16 protein-coding genes and 2 tRNA genes are annotated in these 17,031 nt (G+C 60.0%); 8 read left to right on the top strand and 10 right to left on the bottom strand.

Annotation, left to right across the window (positions count from 1 at the left end):
• Window positions 1-4: 4 nt before the first annotated feature.
• Entirely contained in the window at window positions 5-1,366 is a 1,362-nt protein-coding gene (locus tag KSS96_RS09775; RefSeq protein ID WP_017530575.1) for a purine-cytosine permease family protein, read from the top strand.
• Between the two features lie 227 nt (window positions 1,367-1,593).
• Window positions 1,594-2,205 (top strand): LysE family translocator, encoded by a 612-nt coding sequence (locus KSS96_RS09770; RefSeq protein ID WP_116079454.1) that lies wholly within the window; start codon window positions 1,594-1,596, stop codon window positions 2,203-2,205.
• A 157-nt stretch (window positions 2,206-2,362) separates the two neighbouring features.
• Here the strand turns inward: KSS96_RS09770 and KSS96_RS09765 are convergent.
• Window positions 2,363-2,439: transfer RNA gene (locus tag KSS96_RS09765), tRNA-Asp, on the bottom strand.
• Window positions 2,440-2,458: 19 nt separating this feature from the next.
• Window positions 2,459-2,534, bottom strand: a tRNA-Val gene (locus tag KSS96_RS09760).
• Window positions 2,535-2,693: 159 nt separating this feature from the next.
• Between KSS96_RS09760 and rdgC the strand changes: the two genes are divergently transcribed.
• The 3 genes from rdgC to sugE all read left to right on the top strand — a co-directional run bounded on the left by rdgC (window position 2,694) and on the right by sugE (window position 5,091).
• Complete coding sequence (rdgC, locus tag KSS96_RS09755) at window positions 2,694-3,614, top strand: recombination-associated protein RdgC (RefSeq protein WP_017529793.1); 921 nt, start codon at window positions 2,694-2,696, stop codon at window positions 3,612-3,614.
• Window positions 3,615-3,705: 91 nt separating this feature from the next.
• The gene (locus tag KSS96_RS09750; RefSeq protein ID WP_135196743.1) at window positions 3,706-4,671 is read left to right on the top strand and encodes a bile acid:sodium symporter family protein; all 966 of its coding nucleotides are present in this window, start codon (window positions 3,706-3,708) and stop codon (window positions 4,669-4,671) included.
• Window positions 4,672-4,776: 105 nt separating this feature from the next.
• Window positions 4,777-5,091 carry a quaternary ammonium compound efflux SMR transporter SugE gene (gene sugE / locus KSS96_RS09745; RefSeq protein WP_017529791.1) on the top strand — a complete coding sequence of 105 codons (315 nt, stop codon included), beginning with the start codon at window positions 4,777-4,779 and terminating at the stop codon, window positions 5,089-5,091.
• A gap of 88 nt (window positions 5,092-5,179) precedes the next feature.
• Here the strand turns inward: sugE and KSS96_RS09740 are convergent, their stop codons facing one another.
• From KSS96_RS09740 to KSS96_RS09725, 4 genes are all read right to left on the bottom strand, one after another.
• Window positions 5,180-7,054, bottom strand: coding sequence for an MFS transporter (locus KSS96_RS09740; protein ID WP_017529790.1), 1,875 nt, complete (start codon window positions 7,052-7,054; stop codon window positions 5,180-5,182).
• A gap of 56 nt (window positions 7,055-7,110) precedes the next feature.
• The gene (locus KSS96_RS09735) at window positions 7,111-8,259 is read right to left on the bottom strand and encodes a TDT family transporter (RefSeq protein ID WP_217856048.1); all 1,149 of its coding nucleotides are present in this window, start codon (window positions 8,257-8,259) and stop codon (window positions 7,111-7,113) included.
• A 106-nt stretch (window positions 8,260-8,365) separates the two neighbouring features.
• Window positions 8,366-8,677 carry a cupin domain-containing protein gene (locus KSS96_RS09730; RefSeq protein ID WP_068932413.1) on the bottom strand — a complete coding sequence of 104 codons (312 nt, stop codon included), beginning with the start codon at window positions 8,675-8,677 and terminating at the stop codon, window positions 8,366-8,368.
• 42 nt (window positions 8,678-8,719) lie between these two features.
• On the bottom strand, window positions 8,720-9,913 hold the full coding sequence (locus tag KSS96_RS09725) for an MFS transporter (protein WP_068932414.1): 1,194 nt from the start codon (window positions 9,911-9,913) through the stop codon (window positions 8,720-8,722).
• Between the two features lie 91 nt (window positions 9,914-10,004).
• On the opposite strand from KSS96_RS09725, the gene KSS96_RS09720 reads away from it, so the two are divergent.
• Entirely contained in the window at window positions 10,005-10,544 is a 540-nt protein-coding gene (locus KSS96_RS09720; protein WP_017529786.1) for a TetR/AcrR family transcriptional regulator, read from the top strand.
• Between the two features lie 134 nt (window positions 10,545-10,678).
• Here KSS96_RS09720 and KSS96_RS09715 read toward each other — a convergent pair whose 3' ends face one another.
• From KSS96_RS09715 to KSS96_RS09700, 4 genes are all read right to left on the bottom strand, one after another.
• Window positions 10,679-11,458 (bottom strand): ABC transporter permease, encoded by a 780-nt coding sequence (locus tag KSS96_RS09715; protein WP_017529785.1) that lies wholly within the window; start codon window positions 11,456-11,458, stop codon window positions 10,679-10,681.
• Window positions 11,455-12,387, bottom strand: a complete 933-nt coding sequence (locus KSS96_RS09710) for an ABC transporter ATP-binding protein (RefSeq protein ID WP_017529784.1) — start codon at window positions 12,385-12,387, stop codon at window positions 11,455-11,457. Before KSS96_RS09710 ends, KSS96_RS09715 begins: the two co-directional genes overlap by 4 nt.
• Window positions 12,388-12,522: 135 nt before the next feature.
• Window positions 12,523-13,140 (bottom strand): glutathione S-transferase family protein, encoded by a 618-nt coding sequence (locus KSS96_RS09705; RefSeq protein ID WP_017529783.1) that lies wholly within the window; start codon window positions 13,138-13,140, stop codon window positions 12,523-12,525.
• Window positions 13,141-13,195: 55 nt separating this feature from the next.
• A complete protein-coding gene (locus KSS96_RS09700) occupies window positions 13,196-13,855 on the bottom strand; it encodes a transglutaminase-like domain-containing protein (protein ID WP_217856046.1) in 660 nt (219 codons plus the stop codon).
• Between the two features lie 189 nt (window positions 13,856-14,044).
• Between KSS96_RS09700 and KSS96_RS09695 the strand changes: the two genes are divergently transcribed.
• Complete coding sequence (locus KSS96_RS09695) at window positions 14,045-16,492, top strand: acyl-CoA dehydrogenase (protein ID WP_065876925.1); 2,448 nt, start codon at window positions 14,045-14,047, stop codon at window positions 16,490-16,492.
• 75 nt (window positions 16,493-16,567) lie between these two features.
• Entirely contained in the window at window positions 16,568-16,975 is a 408-nt protein-coding gene (locus tag KSS96_RS09690) for a PA2817 family protein (protein WP_065876924.1), read from the top strand.
• Window positions 16,976-17,031 lie beyond the last annotated feature (56 nt).

The raw sequence follows: 17,031 nt of genomic DNA, 5'->3' as shown, positions 1-17,031 counted from the left end.
CGCCATGCAAGTTGAAAAAAGAAGCATCGATTTCATCCCTGAGGCTGAACGCCATGGCCAACCCGGCTCGCTGTTCTTCATCTGGTTTGGCGCCAACATGAACATCACGACCATTGCGTCCGGCGTGTTGCCGGTCGTGATGGGGCTCAATCTGTTCTGGAGCGCGCTGGCGATCATCATCGGTTCGCTGCTGGGGGCCATTTTCATGGCCTCCCATTCTGCCCAGGGACCGAAACTGGGCATCCCGCAAATGATCCAGAGCCGGGCGCAATTCGGCGTGCTGGGGGCGGTATTGCCGCTGCTGTTCGTGATGCTGATCTACCTGGGGTTTTTCGTCAGCAACACCTTGCTCGCCGCCCAGGCATTGGAGTCCGTCAGCCCGTTGCCGGCCACCGGCAACATCTACCTGATCGGGGCATTGTGCTTTGTCGTCGCGCTCTACGGTTATCGCCTGATTCACCGCTTGCAGAAGCTGCTGTCGATCCTTTCGCTGCTGGTGTTTATCGGCGCGACCGTGTCAGCGCTCCAGTTGCCAATTCCTGCGGAGCAATGGCTGCCAACCGACTTCTCGTTGTCGAAGTTCCTGGTGGCGGTGAGCATCGCCGTGACCTGGCAACTGTCCTACGCGCCGTACGTGGCCGACTACTCGCGTTACTTGCCGAGTAGCACGCCAACCGCAAAAGTGTTCTGGTACAGCTACGTCGGCACGGTCAGCGGCGGTGCCTGGATGATGATTTTAGGGGCGATTCTCAGCGTCGGTATCACGGGCTTTTCCAGTAACGTCGGCAGCCATATCGCCGGCCTGTTTGGGAGCGGCGCGCTGCTGCTGTTCGCCTTCATCGTCTATGGCCAGGTGTCGATCAATGTGTTCAACCTGTACGGCGCCTTTATGTCGACCATCACCGTGATCGAACCCTTTGCCCAGCTCAAGGTGACACCTCGTGTACGCGGCCTGTTCATGCTGCTGATCAGCCTGGTGGCCACAGCCTTGTGCACCATCAGTCAGGACGACTTCATCAACTTTTTCCTCAATTTCATTTTCTTCATGAGCTACTTCCTGATCCCTTGGACGGCAATCAATCTGGTGGATTACTACTGCCTGCGCAAAGGGCAGTACCGGATCGATGACATCTTCGACAAGGACGGGATCTACGGGCGCATCAACTGGATCGCTTGCGGCAGTTTCGTGCTGGCGATCGCGCTGGAAATCCCCTTCATGAACACCACGTTGTATGTCGGCCCGGTGGCCAACGCCCTGGATGGCGTAGACCTGGCGTGGATGGTCGGGTTGCTGGTACCCGCCCTGAGTTACTACTGGCTGATGAAACTCGGCAAGCGTGCCCAGGGGGTGGGCGAGATGTCTTGAGTGTGAGGCAGGGCAGCAGGTGTAAGGCCAACATCGATCGGTAGCCAACATGCCCTTGCTCGCAGGTTTGTGATGGATCATCGGGGCGCAACGATGCCTCGATGATCAGGTCTGTTTTCGGATCGAGGTCTTGATCGGGGCACAGGGAGCAAACGACCGTGTTGTTTCGCTGCTCACCCGGTGCGAATATTTCGCTTTATGTACCAGGCAATAGGGAGGCTTCGAACGTGAGCGCTACTGCTTCAATCTGGTTATTTGTCGTGCCATTCGCCATTGCAGCCGCAATCCCCGGCCCTGCTCAGGGAGCCCTGCTCGGCCAAGTGGTGTCGCGCGGCGCAAGGTCTACGATACCCTTCATCGGCGGTATGGTGCTGGGAAATGCGGCCTGGCTGGTGGTTGCCACCCTCGGTCTTGCGGCGCTGGCACTGCAGTTCGAGCATGTGTTCATCGCGGTGAAATGGCTGGGTGTTGCCTTTATTCTGTTCATCGCATGGAGCCTATGGTGCAAGAGCACCGAACAACCTCAAGCACCTCCCAAGCGCTCAGTGGGCCGAGGCCTTCTTGCAGGCGCTGTGCTGACCCTGAGCAATCCAAAGGCGGTGGTATTTTTCGGCGCGGTGTTGCCTCATGCATTTGATCTGACGGCTCTGTCCTGGCCCGAAGTCCTCTTTATCACCGCACTCGGCATTGGGATTGATCTGACCATCCAATTGGCTTACCTGGTTACCGCATCGCGAATCAAGTGCGCCCTCCAGTCACCCAAGGCAATGAAGCGTCTGAACAGAACATCCGCCGGCGTAATGACTGGCTGTGCGGGCTGGATGGCTGTTTCACACTGATCTGCTTGCAGCAATGTTCACCGTTGAAGTCTACGCCGCCCCAGGTTGGCCTTTTGCATCAAGGATGAAATGCGCAATGCTGCAGACGAAAAAAAGCCCGCTCAATGAGCGGGCTTTCTGTGGTGACCTGGCGTTCAGCGTTCCAGGTTACCGAATATGGCGCAGCGGACGGGACTCGAACCCGCGACCCCCGGCGTGACAGGCCGGTATTCTAACCGACTGAACTACCGCTGCGCGTAACACATGAAGCGAATGGTGGGTGATGACGGGATCGAACCGCCGACCCTCTGCTTGTAAGGCAGATGCTCTCCCAGCTGAGCTAATCACCCTTCGTCTCGGTGTGGCGCGCATTCTACGGAGCGACCCTGGGTCTGGCAAGCACTTTCTTAAATCTTTTTTTTGAGGCCTTCCAATGGCTTAGGCAGGGTTGGCCTGGGGCGTTATCAAGAGAATAATGCCCCCCTTTGTATAAAGGAGAGACTCACCCCATGTGGTTCAAGAACCTGCTTATCTATCGCCTGACCCAAGATCTGCCTGTTGATGCCGAGGCGTTGGAGACTGCAATGGCCACCAAACTGGCGCGCCCTTGTGCAAGCCAGGAGTTGACCACTTACGGTTTCGTCGCGCCTTTTGGTAAAGGCGAAGACGCTCCCCTGGTACACGTCAGCGGAGATTTCTTGCTGATCGCCGCACGCAAGGAAGAACGCATTTTGCCGGGTAGCGTGGTACGTGACGCGCTCAAAGAGAAAGTCGAAGAGATCGAGGCCGAGCAGATGCGCAAGGTCTATAAGAAGGAACGCGACCAGCTCAAGGATGAAATCATCCAGGCCTTCCTGCCGCGCGCGTTTATCCGTCGCTCGTCGACCTTCGCCGCCATCGCGCCGAAACAAGGCTTGATCCTGGTGAACTCGGCCAGCCCCAAACGCGCCGAAGACTTGCTGTCGACCCTGCGTGAAGTGATCGGCACCCTGCCGGTACGCCCACTCACCGTAAAAACCGCACCGACGGCGATCATGACCGACTGGGTGACCACCCAAAAACCAGCCGATGACTTTTTTGTCCTCGACGAGTGCGAACTGCGCGACACTCATGAAGACGGCGGCATCGTGCGCTGCAAGCGCCAGGACCTGACCGGCGAAGAGATCCAACTGCACCTGACCACCGGCAAGGTCGTGACGCAACTGTCCCTGGCGTGGCAGGACAAGCTGTCCTTCATGCTCGACGACAAAATGACCGTCAAACGCCTGAAGTTCGAAGACCTGTTGCAAGACCAGGCGGAACAGGATGGCGGCGACGAGGCCCTGGGCCAATTGGATGCCAGCTTTACCCTGATGATGCTGACCTTCGGCGAATTCCTGCCGGCGTTGGTTGAAGCGTTGGGCGGCGAAGAGACCCCACAGGGCATTTAAAGCCATGTGAATCAAACTGTGGGAGGGGGCTTGCTCCCTGCCACATTTGATAGGTGTTCAACTTCAAGAATCTGATAACAAGGACATCCCCATGCGCGCACTCGCCGCCCTGAGCCGCTTCGTCGGCAATACCTTCGCCTACTGGGTGCTGATTTTTGCCGTGCTGGCCTTCCTTGAACCCGGTTGGTTCATCGGCCTGAAAAGCGCCATCGTCCCGCTGCTGGGCCTGGTGATGTTCGGCATGGGGCTGACCCTCAAACTCGATGACTTCGCCGAAGTCGCGCGCCACCCATGGCGAGTGGCGCTCGGCGTGGTTGCGCACTTTGTGATCATGCCGGGCGTGGCCTGGTTGTTGTGCCAAGTGTTCCACCTGCCGCCGGAAATAGCCGTCGGCGTGATCCTCGTCGGGTGCTGCCCAAGCGGCACCTCGTCCAATGTAATGACGTGGCTGGCACGCGGCGATTTGGCGCTGTCGGTGGCCATCGCGGCCGTCACCACCCTCCTCGCCCCACTGCTCACGCCGGCGCTGATCTGGCTGCTGGCCTCGGCCTGGTTGCCCGTGTCGTTCATGGAACTGTTCTGGTCGATCCTGCAAGTGGTGCTGCTGCCGATCGTGCTCGGCGTGGTTGCACAACGCCTGCTCGGCGAGCGGGTGCGTCATGCCGTGGAGGTGTTGCCGCTGGTGTCGGTGATCAGCATCGTGATCATCGTTGCGGCGGTGGTTGCCGCCAGCCAGGCGAAGATCGCCGAGTCGGGCCTGTTGATCATGGCCGTGGTGATGTTGCACAACAGCTTCGGTTTCTTGCTGGGTTACTTCACAGGCCGCGTGTTCAGGTTGCCATTGGCGCAACGCAAGTCGCTGGCGCTGGAGGTGGGCATGCAGAACTCCGGGCTGGGCGCTGCGCTGGCCAGCGCGCACTTCTCGCCACTGGCGGCGGTGCCGAGTGCGCTGTTCAGCGTCTGGCACAATATTTCCGGGGCATTGCTGTCGACCTACTTCCGTGGCATGAGCGAAAAGGAAGACCGGCGCATGGTGGAGAACACTCCGCAAACTTGATCGCCCGATCCGTTTTCGGCACTCTACGGGCTTCGCGGGGACGACCTCGCGACGCCAACGAGCGTTGAATCCGGGGACGACCCCGCCTGAAGAAGCGAGGTCATCATGTCCTGGATCATTCTGTTTTTTGCCGGGTTGTTCGAAGTCGGCTGGGCCGTGGGCCTTAAGTACACCGACGGTTTCAGCAAGCCGCTGCCCACTGCCCTCACGATTGTCGCCATGGCCATCAGCCTCGGCCTGCTGGGGCTGGCAGTCAAAGAGCTGCCACTGGGTACCGCCTATGCCGTATGGACTGGCGTAGGCGCCGTGGGTACGGTGATTGCGGGCATTGTCCTGTTTGGTGAATCCATGGCGTTGTTTCGGTTGGCCAGTGTGGCCTTGATCATTTGCGGGCTCATTGGTCTCAAGATCAGCACTTAGGCCACTGCCGCTTCCCAGAGCGAGCCCCACATTTTGATGTGTGAATGTGGGGCTTGCTCCCGATGAGGCCGACCCAACCCATGCAGGGCTACCGGACACTCCCCCGCAAACCGCCCACCACAGCCTGCAACTGCACAGGCGTTGCAGCCTGCGCGGCAATCGGCTCCCCGGCCACCAACACCACCCGCGACCAAATCCGGTGGAAAAACCCCTTGTTTGGATCGCGACTGAAGAAACTTCCCCACAGCCCCTGCAACGCCATCGGGATCACCGGCACCGCCGTCTCTTCCAGAATGCGTGTCACCCCGCCACGAAACTCATTCATCTCGCCATCGGCGGTCAGCTTGCCTTCCGGGAAGATGCACACCAGTTCGCCGTCCTTCAGGTACTGCGCAATCCGTGTGAAGGCCTTTTCGTAGATCTGGATGTCTTCATTGCGCCCGGCAATCGGAATCGCGCCGGCGGTGCGGAAGATAAAATTGAGTACCGGCAGGCGGTAGATCTTGTAGTACATGACAAAACGAATCGGCCGACGCACTGCGCCGCCAATCAACAATGCATCGACAAACGACACGTGATTGCACACCAGCAACGCCGCGCCTTCATCAGGAATGGCCTGCAGGTTGCGATGTTCCACCCGGTACATGGAATGGCTGAGCAGCCAGATCATGAAACGCATGGTGAACTCGGGGACGATCTTGAAGATGTAGGTGTTGACCGCGACGTTGAGCAGCGACACCACCAGGAACAGTTCGGGGATCGACAGCTTGGCCACGCTCAGCAGCACGATCGACACAATCGCCGACACCACCATGAACAGCGCGTTGAGGATGTTGTTGGCGGCAATCACCCGTGCGCGCTCGTGCTCGGCGGTACGCGACTGGATCAGCGCATACAGCGGCACGATATAGAAACCGCCGAACACCCCCAGGCCGAGGATATCGAACAACACCCACCACGCCTGACCGACACTGAGCACCGCCAGCCAGTCGTTGGCCTGGATGTTCTGCACGAAGCCGCCGGAATGCCACCACAGCAACAGGCCGAACACCGTCAGGCCGAATGAGCCAAAGGGCACCAGGCCGATTTCCACCTTACGCCCGGAAAGTTTCTCGCAGAGCATCGAACCGAGGGCGATACCCACCGAAAACACGGTGAGGATCAACGTCACCACGGTTTCGTCGCCATACAACCACTCTTTGGCGTACGCGGGGATCTGCGTCAGGTAGATCGCCCCGACGAACCAGAACCATGAGTTGCCGACGATCGAGCGCGACACCGCCGGCGTCTGGCCCAGGCCCATGCGCAAGGTGGCCCAGGACTGGGTGAAGATGTTCCAGTCCAGGCGCAGCTGCGGGGTCGACGCCGCCGCACGGGGAATGCTGCGACTGGCCAGGTAACCCAGCACCGCGACGCCAACAATCGCCACGGACACCACAGGCGCATAGTGGGCGGACGACATCATCACTCCCGCACCGATAGTGCCGGCCAGAATAGCCAGGAAGGTGCCCATTTCCACCAAGCCGTTGCCGCCCACCAACTCGTCGTCGTGCAGGGCCTGGGGCATGATCGAATACTTGACCGGGCCGAACAGCGCCGAGTGCGTGCCCATGGCAAACAGCGCCAGCAGCATCAGCTCCAGATGGTTGGTCAGGAAGCCTGTGGCGCCCACGGCCATGATCACGATCTCGCCGATCTTGATCGCGCGGATCAGCGCATCCTTGTTGAATTTCTCGCCAAACTGCCCGGCCAACGCCGAGAACAGGAAAAACGGCAGGATAAACAGCAGCGCGCACAGGTTGACCCAGATAGAGCGGTCACCGTCGATGGTGAGCTTGTAGAGAATGGCCAGGATCAACGACTGCTTGAAGATGTTGTCGTTGAAAGCGCCCAGCAACTGGGTAACGAAGAACGGCAAAAAGCGCCGTGTGCGCAGCAAGGTAAATTGCGAGGGGTGGCTCATCGTCCGTGTTCCTGCGTGGCCTTTATTTATCAGGCCACGACTTTACCTAATCGCGCTTACTTATTCCCTAATCCTGCAATGCAGGGTGAAACAAAAAGCTCACCTTTGTAGGCGCCTTGCACGGTGCGCTTGGCGACAACCCACCACATCAGCGCCAAGGCCGCTACCAACACGCAGCCCATTACGCCGAAGAAGCCCAGGTGCAGCACGGCTGCCAGTTTCAGCGTGGCCAGGGCATACACCCCCAATGGGAAGGTAAACCCCCACCAACCGAGGTTGAACGGGATACCGGCGCGCAAGTAACGCAGGGTGATCAGCACTGCGATCAGCATCCACCACAGGCCGAAGCCCCACAGGGTGATACCCGCGATCAGGCCAAGGCCGCCGGCAATTTCACCGACGCCGGGCAAGCCATTGGCGGCAAAGATGACGGGAGCATCGCCGCCCAGCAACAACATCCCAAGGGCCCCGGTGCCGATGGGACCGAGCGCCAGCCAACTCGACGCGGCCATATTGGCGTGGGGCAATTTATGCAGGGCCATGCGCAGCATCAGGATAGTCAGGATGCTGAACGCCACCGGCAGGGAAAACGCCCATAGCACGTAGCTGGTCACCAGCATCACCAATTGCCCATGGGCATCTGCCAGGTGTGGCGCGAGCAAGCCACCGCTGGCTGCGGCGACTTCAGCGGCGACTACAGGCAGCAGCCACACGGCGGTCATCTGGTCGATGCTGTGTTCCTGACGGGTAAACATCATGAACGGGATCAGCACACCGCAGGCCAGCGCCATGGCCACGTCCAGCCACCACAGCGCTTCGGCCAGCGGAATCACATCGGCACCCCAGCGCGGCAGGCCGAACAGCAACAAGCCGTTAAGAATGGTTGCCAGGCCCATGGGAATGGTGCCGAAAAACATCGAAACCGTGGAATGCCCGAAGATCCGGCGCGCCTCGTGAAAAAACATCACCCACCGCGCCGCATACAAAACGCTGAACAGCAGGAACAGGCCAATGGTCAACAGCCAAAGCCCTTCGGCGAGCGCCTGCACACCTGGCAGAGTGACGGGCAACTGCGCCAAGGCCAGCGCCAGCACCCCGGTGCCCATGGTCGCGGCAAACCAGTTGGGGGTGAACTGGCGAATCACTTCCCGAAGGCGGGTCAGGTGGCTGAAGGGTTTGAAGCGGGCAGTAGTCGAGCAGGTCATGATGGCAATCCTCTTCCTCGCATGAGGGTGGGACCATGGTAGAACCTGATCGAATATCTATATAACGGGTAATATCTCTAACTGTTATCTATTTTGCCGATAAGCGCTAAACACTGCCCTCGCTTTCTATCACCAGAATTCGCGCAGGGCCCTGGGGATGAGCCACGTGCTCGGTGCCGACGCTGGCGTAGAAAATATCCCCCACCGCCAGCTCCGCCACCTGCTCCAACCCATGGTCGCGGTAGTACATGTTTACCCGCCCATCCAGCACCACAAACACTTCTTCACCGTCGTTGGTGTGCCAGCGATACGGCTGGTCGGTCCAGTGCAAACGGGTGGTGATGCCGTTCATGTTGGCAATATCCAATGCTTCCCAGGCACGGCTGCCGGTGAAGTCCTTGCTGCGAATGATCTTCATGCTTGAATCTCACGGCTTTTTGAATCGGCGATTATTACCGGATCAAGGGCTGGATGTCGCCTTGCGCCTGGAAGAATCCTGCATGAGCAGCGCGACCAAGGCACTGAGTGTCAGCCCGATCAACAGCGCCCCATACGCATCCGTAGTGGCAATTAAACCAACGCTGCGGATCAGATTACCCGCCAACAGTGATGGCACGCAGAACGCCAGGTAACTCAGCACATAGAACGCCGACATCAAACCCGCCCGCTCATGGGGCAAGGCCAGCGGTACGACGCTGCGCACAGCCCCAAGGAACCCGGTTCCGAAGCCACTGCCGGCGATCAGCGTGGCGACAAAAAATAACGGCAAGCTGCCGGCGTGCACAGCGCTCAGGATCAACGCCACACCCACCGCCAGCAATACAGCCCCCAGGCGCAGGAGCCTGTCGGCCGAGCGATTGCGCAGGCTGTAGATCATCAGCGCTGCGCTCAATGTCAGCACGGCCACCAACCCGCCACCGATCAGATGGGATGTGGAGCCGGTCGCCGCCCGCACCAGCGACGGCGCGAGGGACAGATAAAAACCTCCCATGGCCCATACCGCGACGTCTACCGGCAACGCCACCCATAACGCGCGGCGAGCCTGGGCCGGCACGTGCAAGGTGGGCCACAGCGAGGCCAGCGCTCCCGGTATCCGGCTGACGGTTTCCGGCAAGCGCACTACATACAAGGCTTGTAACAGCATCAGGCTGAACAGCACCGCATAAATCAAGGTGGTCGGGAACGGTGCAAACTCCACCAGCAGGCTGCATCCCATCGCCCCGCACGCCATCCCCAACATCGGCGCCACACTGTTGATCAGCGGCCCTTGCTGGCGATCGTTATCGAGCAACGCCGCCCCCAGCACCGCCGTGGCCATGCCGGTGGCAAAGCCCTGCAATGTACGCGCGGCAATCAGCCAGGCCACGCTGCTTTCATTGATAAATAGCAGCATCGCCAGCATGTTCAGGACCAGCGCGGCAAAAATCACCGGCCTGCGCCCCAGATGGTCCGACAACGACCCCACGGTCAGCAGCGCCGCCAGCAGGCTCAAGGCGTACACGCCAAAGATCAGCGTGAGCATGCCTGCCGAGAAATGCAGGCCTTCCTGATACAGAGGGTACAACGGCGTCGGCGCGCTGGAGGCGGCCAGGAATGTGAGCAAGGTGATCGCGAGGAACACCAGACTGGAACGATGAGACGTCAGGTTGGGCATGGGCACGCTCCGCTAAAGCTAATATTTTGCTTTTGTGGAGTGTGCGACCGGCCAGCACTTAAAGCAAATTCTTTGTGTTAAGGTCACAAACATGGTGATTAAAGAAGGCCTCCGCCCGGGAGGCCGTAGTGCCCGGGTACAAGAATCCGTTCATTCGGCAGTGCGCGAACTGCTGGAGACCCATGAACGCACGAGCGTGACCGTGCCGATGATAGCCGCGCGCGCAGGCGTCACCCCGTCGACCATCTACCGACGCTGGGGCGACCTGTCGGTGCTGCTCGCCGACGTGGCCCTGGCGCGCATGCGCCCCGACAGCGAACCGGCCAACACCGGCAGCCTGCGCGGTGACCTGCAAGCCTGGGCCGAGCAATATCTGGATGAAATGAGTTCGGCGCCGGGGCGCAACATGATGCGTGACGTGCAGTGCAGCGTGACGCCAGGATATTGCGTGAGCATCTTGAGTGGGCAGTTGCAGGCGATTGTCGACCGCTACCCGGACCAGGCGCCACCGAGCGTGGACCGTTTGATCAACCTGCTGGCGGCGCCGACGGTGTTTCGCATTCTGTTTTCAAGCGCACCGTTGGAAGTTGAACAACTGCACGAGCTGATCGAGCTGGCGCTGAAGTCATAAGGCCTCATACAAAACCAAATGTGGGAGGGGGCTTGCCCCCGATGGCGGTGTAACAGTCCACATAGTTTTGACTGCGCCACCGCTATCGGGATGTAAGCCCCCTCCGACATTTTTTACCGCGTTCAGATCAGTACTTACGTACGCATCCCACGCCCACTCACCAGCAACCGCGCGCAACCGATATACAACACCACGGTGGCCACGATCATGAAGGTGATCGCCACGCTGATCTTGATATCCGACACACCCAGGATGCCGTAGCGGAAGGCGTTGACCATGTGCAGCACCGGGTTGGCCAGTGACACGGTCTGCCAGAACGGTGGCAGCAAGGTGATGGAATAGAACACGCCGCCCAGGTAGGTCAGCGGCGTCAGCACGAAGGTTGGGATGATCGAAATATCATCGAAGTTGCGTGCAAACACGGCGTTGATAAACCCCAGCAACGAGAAGATCGTCGCCGTGAGCACCACCACCAGAATCGTCACCCCGAGGTGATGCACTTGCAGCTGCGTGAAGAACAGTGACAACAGCGTCACGATCACCCCGACCATCAAACCGCGCAGCACGCCACCCAAGGTGTAGCCGATCAGAATGGTGTGCGGCGACACCGGCGACACCATCAATTCTTCGATGGAGCGCTGGAACTTGCTGCCGAAGAAACTCGACACCACGTTGCCGTAGGAGTTGGTGATCACTGACATCATGATCAGGCCCGGCACGATGTACTCCATGTAGGTGAAACCACCCATGTCGCCGATCTGCCGACCGATCAGGTTACCGAAGATCACGAAATACAGGACCATGGTGATCGCCGGCGGCAGCAACGTCTGCGGCCAGATCCGGGTAAAGCGCTTCACTTCGCGGTAGACGATGGTTTGCAGCGCAACGAGGTTAGGTTGCAGTTCGGAACTCATACCGCCACCTTCGTCAGATTTTTCTCCACCAGGGACACGAACAACTCCTCAAGGCGATTGGTTTTGTTACGCAGGCTCAGCACTTCGATGTTCTGGGTTGCCAACTGCGTGAACAGCGCGGTAATGCCCATGGCTTTGTCGACCTGGACTTCCAGGGTGTGGCTGTCCACCAGGCGGCTCGGGTAGCCGAGCAGTTGCGGCGGCACCGACAGATTGTTCTTCAGGTCGAGCAGGAAGGTTTCCACATGCAACTGGCCCAGCAGGTTACGCATGCTGGTGTTCTCGACGATGGTGCCGTGGTCGATGATGCCGATATTGCGGCACAGCTGCTCAGCCTCTTCCAGGTAATGGGTGGTGAGGATGATGGTGATGCCCTTCTCGTTCAGCTCGGTGAGGAAGGTCCACATCGAGCGACGCAGCTCGATGTCCACGCCGGCGGTGGGCTCATCGAGGATCAGCAGGCGCGGTTCGTGCACCAGTGCGCGGGCGATCATCAAGCGGCGTTTCATACCACCGGACAGCGAGCGCGAAGGCACATCGCGCTTGTCCCACAGGCCCAGTTGGGTCAGGTATTGCTCGGCGCGTTCCTTGGCGACTTTCATCGGGATGCCGTAGTAACCGGCCTGGGTCACGACGATGTCGAAGGTCTTTTCGAACTGGTTGAAGTTGAATTCCTGGGGCACCACGCCGATAGAGCGCTTGAGCGCCGCCGGGGATTTATCCAGGTCATGACCGAAAATATTCACCGTGCCGCTGGTCTTGTTCACCAGGGTCGAGAGGATACCGATGGTGGTGGATTTACCTGCGCCGTTGGGGCCGAGCAAGGCGAAGAAGTCACCTTCGGCGACGTCCAGATCGATACCACTCAGGGCCTGGAAACCGTTGCCGTAGGTTTTGGTTAGCTGCCGGATGGACAGAGCGGAACTCATATCGGAATACGCACCAAAGAAGGGAATAGAAAGAATAGATGAGGGCGCACCGCAGGTAGTTCAACCTGCGGCGCATGGCGAGCATGGTGCGTGCCCGCGTCGCACAAGTACAGTCACCTGTATTAATAGTCAGTATTAAGTCAACACGGTCATGACCGCTTTGCGATACGCCGGCCGCTGCTGCAGGCGTTGGTACCAAGCCTCTAGATGGGGCATTGCAGGACGTTCGATGGGCATTTCGAACCAGGCGTAAATGAAACAGCCCAAGGGGATGTCCCCCATGCCGAAAGCGTCGCCGGACAGGTAAGGCTGCCCGGCGAGGGCCTGCTCGACCGTCTGGAGCGCATCAATGCAGGCTTGGCGTCCTGCGTGGATGGCGTGCCAGTCCTGTTTTTCTGCGGGGGTACGCAATACCCCCCAGAACACGATCTTGAAGGGCTCGGCCAGGGTCGAGGTGGTCCAGTCCATCCACTTTTCGGCATTGGCACGGGCTTGCAGGTCGCTTGGGTAAAACGCCGACGCGTGCTTGGCGCAGAGGTAACGCACAATGGTGTTGGACTCCCACAACGCAAAGTCGCCGTCCTGAATCATCGGCACCCGGCCATTGGGGTTCAGCGCCCGGTACTGCGGGGTATCGACCACACCAAACGCCCCGCCCGCATCAATTGCCTCATAGTCCAGGCCGAGCTCCTCGGCGCACCACAGTGCTTTCCTGACATTGGATGAATTTTTACGACCCCAGATCTTCAGCATGACCGCGCCTTATTGTGGTGAACATGGCTTGATGAACGCAGCAGCATACGCCGGTTCACCCACGGCTTAAATCGCTCTGCAAGTCGCCCAGCAGGCTCGGCATGTGTTCGGCAAACAGGTGCGGGTAACATTTCTGAATATGGGCGAAGAACATTTCTTCGGGCACATCGGCAAATTGCCCATGGTCCAGCACGTACTCCATCGAACGCTGGCCTTGACGATTGAACGCATGGAACACGCTGTCGTTAACCCCATCGAATTCCAGCGGCGGCACATCGAATAGCTCACACAATTGCTGATTGAACGCAGGCGTGGCCTTGACCCAGCCACCGTCCAGGTACAGCTCGGTGTAACCGTGCATGGCGAACACATCACTCTTGAGCAACGCGAGCAGACGCGGGGTCGACAGGTGATTACGCACATCCGCCAGGCCGATGCGCGCGGGGATACCGCAATGGCGGGCGCAGGCGGCGAGCAAGGTGGCCTTGGGCACACAGTAGCTCTCGCGGGTAGCCAGGGCGAAGCTGGCGTTCAACGTGCCGGGGTCGCGGCTGAAGGTGTAGGGGTTGTAGCGCACAGCCTCGCGTACGGCGAGATAGAGACTGACTGCCTGGTCACGTAAATTCGCATGGGTTCCGCGGTTTTTTTCGGCGAACTCCACCACCGCAGGGTGGTCACTATCGATGAAGCGGCTGGGACTCAGATACCTTTCCATGAGCTTTATCTCCAAAGCAAGCCTGAAGTCTAACGACCGGCCTGCCGCAGAGATAACGACGATTCGGCCAAATGTCGGCGCCTGCTGATCGTTGCCTCCCGTACAACTCGTTACACCCCGACCACCGCGCTTTCTAGGATGCCGACTAAGCTCCTTGGTGGTTTCGCCCTGGTTCACGGAGGATTGAATATGCTGTTGTTGTGGATACTGGTTCTGGTGGTCGGCGTTGCTTACCTGGCGCACCGCCGCACGGCGCCCCTGCCCGCCTTGGGCGTGGTTGCCGTTTACTTGTTGGCGATGGGGGCCTGGAGCCATGCACCGGGTTGGCTGCTGCTGATCTTCTGGGTGTTGATCGCCATCGTCGCCGCGCCCTTGTTGCTGCCCGACCTGCGCCGCCAATACTTCACCAAACCACTGTTCAGTTGGTTTCAGAAAGTCCTGCCGCCGATGTCCGAAACCGAGCGCGACGCCATCGACGCCGGCACCGTGTGGTGGGACGGCGAGCTGTTCAGCGGTCGCCCCGACTGGGACAAATTGCTGGCCTACCCCAAGGCCCGATTGACCGAAGAAGAACAGGCCTTCATCGACGGCCCCACCGAAGAACTCTGCGCCATGGTCAGCGACTGGGAAATCGGCCAGGCCATGGACCTGCCGCCCGCCGCCTGGGAGCACATCAAGACCCACGGTTTCTTTGCCCTGATCATCCCCAAGGAATACGGCGGCAAGGGCTTCTCCGCCTACGCCCACTCCCAGGTCGCGATGAAGCTGGCCACACGCAGCGGCGACCTGGCGTCCACTGTGATGGTGCCCAACTCCCTCGGCCCGGCCGAACTGTTGCTGCATTACGGCACCGATGAGCAACGCAACCACTACCTGCCGCGCCTTGCGCGTGGCGACGACATCCCGTGTTTCGCCCTCACCGGCCCGCTGGCGGGCTCCGACGCAGGCGCCATGCCCGACACCGGCGTGATCTGCAAAGGTGAATGGGAAGGCCAGGAAACCCTGGGCCTGCGCCTGAACTGGGAAAAACGCTACATCACCCTCGGCCCGGTCGCGACCTTGCTCGGGCTCGCCTTCAAGGCCTATGACCCGGACCACCTGCTGGGTGAAGAAGAAGACCTGGGCATCAGCCTCGCGTTGATTCCTACCGATACCCCTGGCGTGGAAATCGGCCGTCGCCACCTGCCGCTCGGCGCCGCCTTCATGAACGGCCCCAACTCCGGCAAGGATGTGTTCATCCCCCTGGACTACCTCATCGGCGGCCAGGAAATGCTCGGCAAGGGCTGGATGATGCTGATGAATTGCCTGTCGGTAGGCCGTTCAATTTCCCTGCCGGCGGTCGGCACCGGCGCGGCCAAGTTCACCAGCCTGGTGACCGGCCAATATGCTCAGGTGCGCGAGCAGTTCAATGTGCCGCTGTCGGCTTTCGAAGGAATCCAGGAAGCCCTGGCGCGTATCGGCGGTAACGCCTGGCTGATGGACAGCGCCCGCATGCTCACCGCCAACGCCGTCGACCTGGGCGAGAAACCCTCAGTGCTGTCGGCGATCCTCAAATACCACCTCACCGAGCGCGGCCGCGAGTGCATCAGCCACGCCATGGACGTGCACGGCGGCAAGGGCATCATCATGGGCCCGAACAACTACCTGGGCCGCAGCTGGCAAGGCGCGCCCATTTTCATCACGGTGGAAGGCGCGAATATCCTCTCGCGCAACCTGATGATCTTCGGCCAGGGCGCCATCCGCTGCCATCCGTTCGTGCTCAAGGAAATGGCCCTGGCCGGTCGTGAAGACCACGACCAGGCGCTGAAAGAGTTCGATGGCCTGCTGATGCAGCATATTGGTTTTGCCGTGGGCAACGCTGCCAGCACCCTGGTACTGAATCTCGGCGTTGGGCATTTCGAGAAAGCCCCCGGCAACCGCTTGAGCCAAGGCTATTTCCGTGCACTCAATCGCCAGGCCGCCGCGTTCGCCCTGCTCGCCGACTTGAGCATGATGCTGCTGGGCGGCGAGCTGAAACGCCGCGAACGCCTGTCGGCACGCTTGGGCGATGTGCTGAGCCACATGTACCTGGCGTCGGCGGCGCTCAAGCGTTATTACGACCTGGATTCGCCCGACCATCTGGAACCGCTGTTTGCCTGGGCCATGGAAGAAAGCCTTGGCGAATCGGAACGCGCACTGGATGAACTGCTGAGCAACTTCCCGAACAAGGTGCTCGGCTGCCTGCTGCGGGTGATCGTGTTCCCGTTCGGCCGTCGCCACACCGGGCCGTCGGATGCACTGGATGCCCAAGTGGCTGCGGTGATCGGCCGCGCCAAAGGCGACCCGACCCTGGAAGAATTGCTGGCCGGCTGCTACCGCCCGCAATCGGCGGACGATCCGGTAGGCGCGCTGCAACAGGCTTACGATCTGCTCGGCGCCAGCCATCCGCTGCAGAAAAAACTCCACACCGCGCTGAAAAGCGGCCAGGTCAAACCGGCCGCCGGCGAGCATGCCATTGACGCCGCGCTGCACGCCGGCGTGCTGCAACCGGCCGAAGCGCAGGCCCTGCGTGACGCCGAAGCGGCGCGACGCAAGGTGATCGACGTGGATGATTTCAGCAAGGAAGAACTGAGCCAGGCAGAGGGCAAAACCCGCTGAGTCGAGCGGTCATATAAATACGGGCGCTTGAGCTATATACTCTCGCGCCCGTTTTTGCTTTAGAGGACTTATCTCGTGTCCAACGTCGTTGCCGATCATCTCGTCTTGCTCGACCACCTGCGCAGCATCCTGGTTGCCGTCGGCGAAGCCGAACAGGTGCCCGAGGAAAGCCACACCCTGTTCCTGGAGCGCTTTGACGAATTGCGCGCTCTGCTGCCCATCGACCCGATCGAGAGCCAGTACCTGGGCCAAGACCTGATGAGCCAGGTCATCCTGCGCTACCCGCAAATTGCCCACCTGGTGCCGCGCGACCTGCTGTGGTTCTTTGGCGGCGATTGCCTGCACTTTATGCCCGACGAAGAACTGGACCTGTACCAGGCCCTGGAAGAGCGTCGCTATGAAGCCGAACAGAACGACGAACCGTTCGATTGGAACCAGGAAAAGCAGTTGATGGCGATGCCCCAGGATCAGAGCAAGCACTGATCTGGAGAATGCTGAATTCCAGTCTGTGTGCGAGCACGCCCGCACACATTTCCATT

Origin of the sequence: Pseudomonas asgharzadehiana (assembly GCF_019139815.1) — a bacterium.
Classification (GTDB): Bacteria; Pseudomonadota; Gammaproteobacteria; order Pseudomonadales; family Pseudomonadaceae; genus Aquipseudomonas; species Aquipseudomonas asgharzadehiana.
This window is presented reverse-complemented; position numbering and strand designations above follow the sequence as displayed.

What these genes read in the sequence shown, in the direction of transcription:
- KSS96_RS09715 (WP_017529785.1), bottom strand. Translation starts at nt 11,458, where the DNA reads ATGAGTTCCGAACTGCAACCTAACCTCGTTGCGCTGCAAACCATCGTC.
- KSS96_RS09730 (WP_068932413.1), bottom strand. Translation starts at nt 8,677, where the DNA reads ATGAAGATCATTCGCAGCAAGGACTTCACCGGCAGCCGTGCCTGGGAA.
- KSS96_RS09775 (WP_017530575.1), top strand. Translation starts at nt 5, where the DNA reads ATGCAAGTTGAAAAAAGAAGCATCGATTTCATCCCTGAGGCTGAACGC.
- KSS96_RS09705 (WP_017529783.1), bottom strand. Translation starts at nt 13,140, where the DNA reads ATGCTGAAGATCTGGGGTCGTAAAAATTCATCCAATGTCAGGAAAGCA.
- KSS96_RS09695 (WP_065876925.1), top strand. Translation starts at nt 14,045, where the DNA reads ATGCTGTTGTTGTGGATACTGGTTCTGGTGGTCGGCGTTGCTTACCTG.
- KSS96_RS09720 (WP_017529786.1), top strand. Translation starts at nt 10,005, where the DNA reads ATGGTGATTAAAGAAGGCCTCCGCCCGGGAGGCCGTAGTGCCCGGGTA.
- KSS96_RS09710 (WP_017529784.1), bottom strand. Translation starts at nt 12,387, where the DNA reads ATGAGTTCCGCTCTGTCCATCCGGCAGCTAACCAAAACCTACGGCAAC.
- KSS96_RS09735 (WP_217856048.1), bottom strand. Translation starts at nt 8,259, where the DNA reads ATGACCTGCTCGACTACTGCCCGCTTCAAACCCTTCAGCCACCTGACC.
- rdgC (WP_017529793.1), top strand. Translation starts at nt 2,694, where the DNA reads ATGTGGTTCAAGAACCTGCTTATCTATCGCCTGACCCAAGATCTGCCT.
- KSS96_RS09700 (WP_217856046.1), bottom strand. Translation starts at nt 13,855, where the DNA reads ATGGAAAGGTATCTGAGTCCCAGCCGCTTCATCGATAGTGACCACCCT.
- sugE (WP_017529791.1), top strand. Translation starts at nt 4,777, where the DNA reads ATGTCCTGGATCATTCTGTTTTTTGCCGGGTTGTTCGAAGTCGGCTGG.
- KSS96_RS09740 (WP_017529790.1), bottom strand. Translation starts at nt 7,054, where the DNA reads ATGAGCCACCCCTCGCAATTTACCTTGCTGCGCACACGGCGCTTTTTG.
- KSS96_RS09725 (WP_068932414.1), bottom strand. Translation starts at nt 9,913, where the DNA reads ATGCCCAACCTGACGTCTCATCGTTCCAGTCTGGTGTTCCTCGCGATC.
- KSS96_RS09750 (WP_135196743.1), top strand. Translation starts at nt 3,706, where the DNA reads ATGCGCGCACTCGCCGCCCTGAGCCGCTTCGTCGGCAATACCTTCGCC.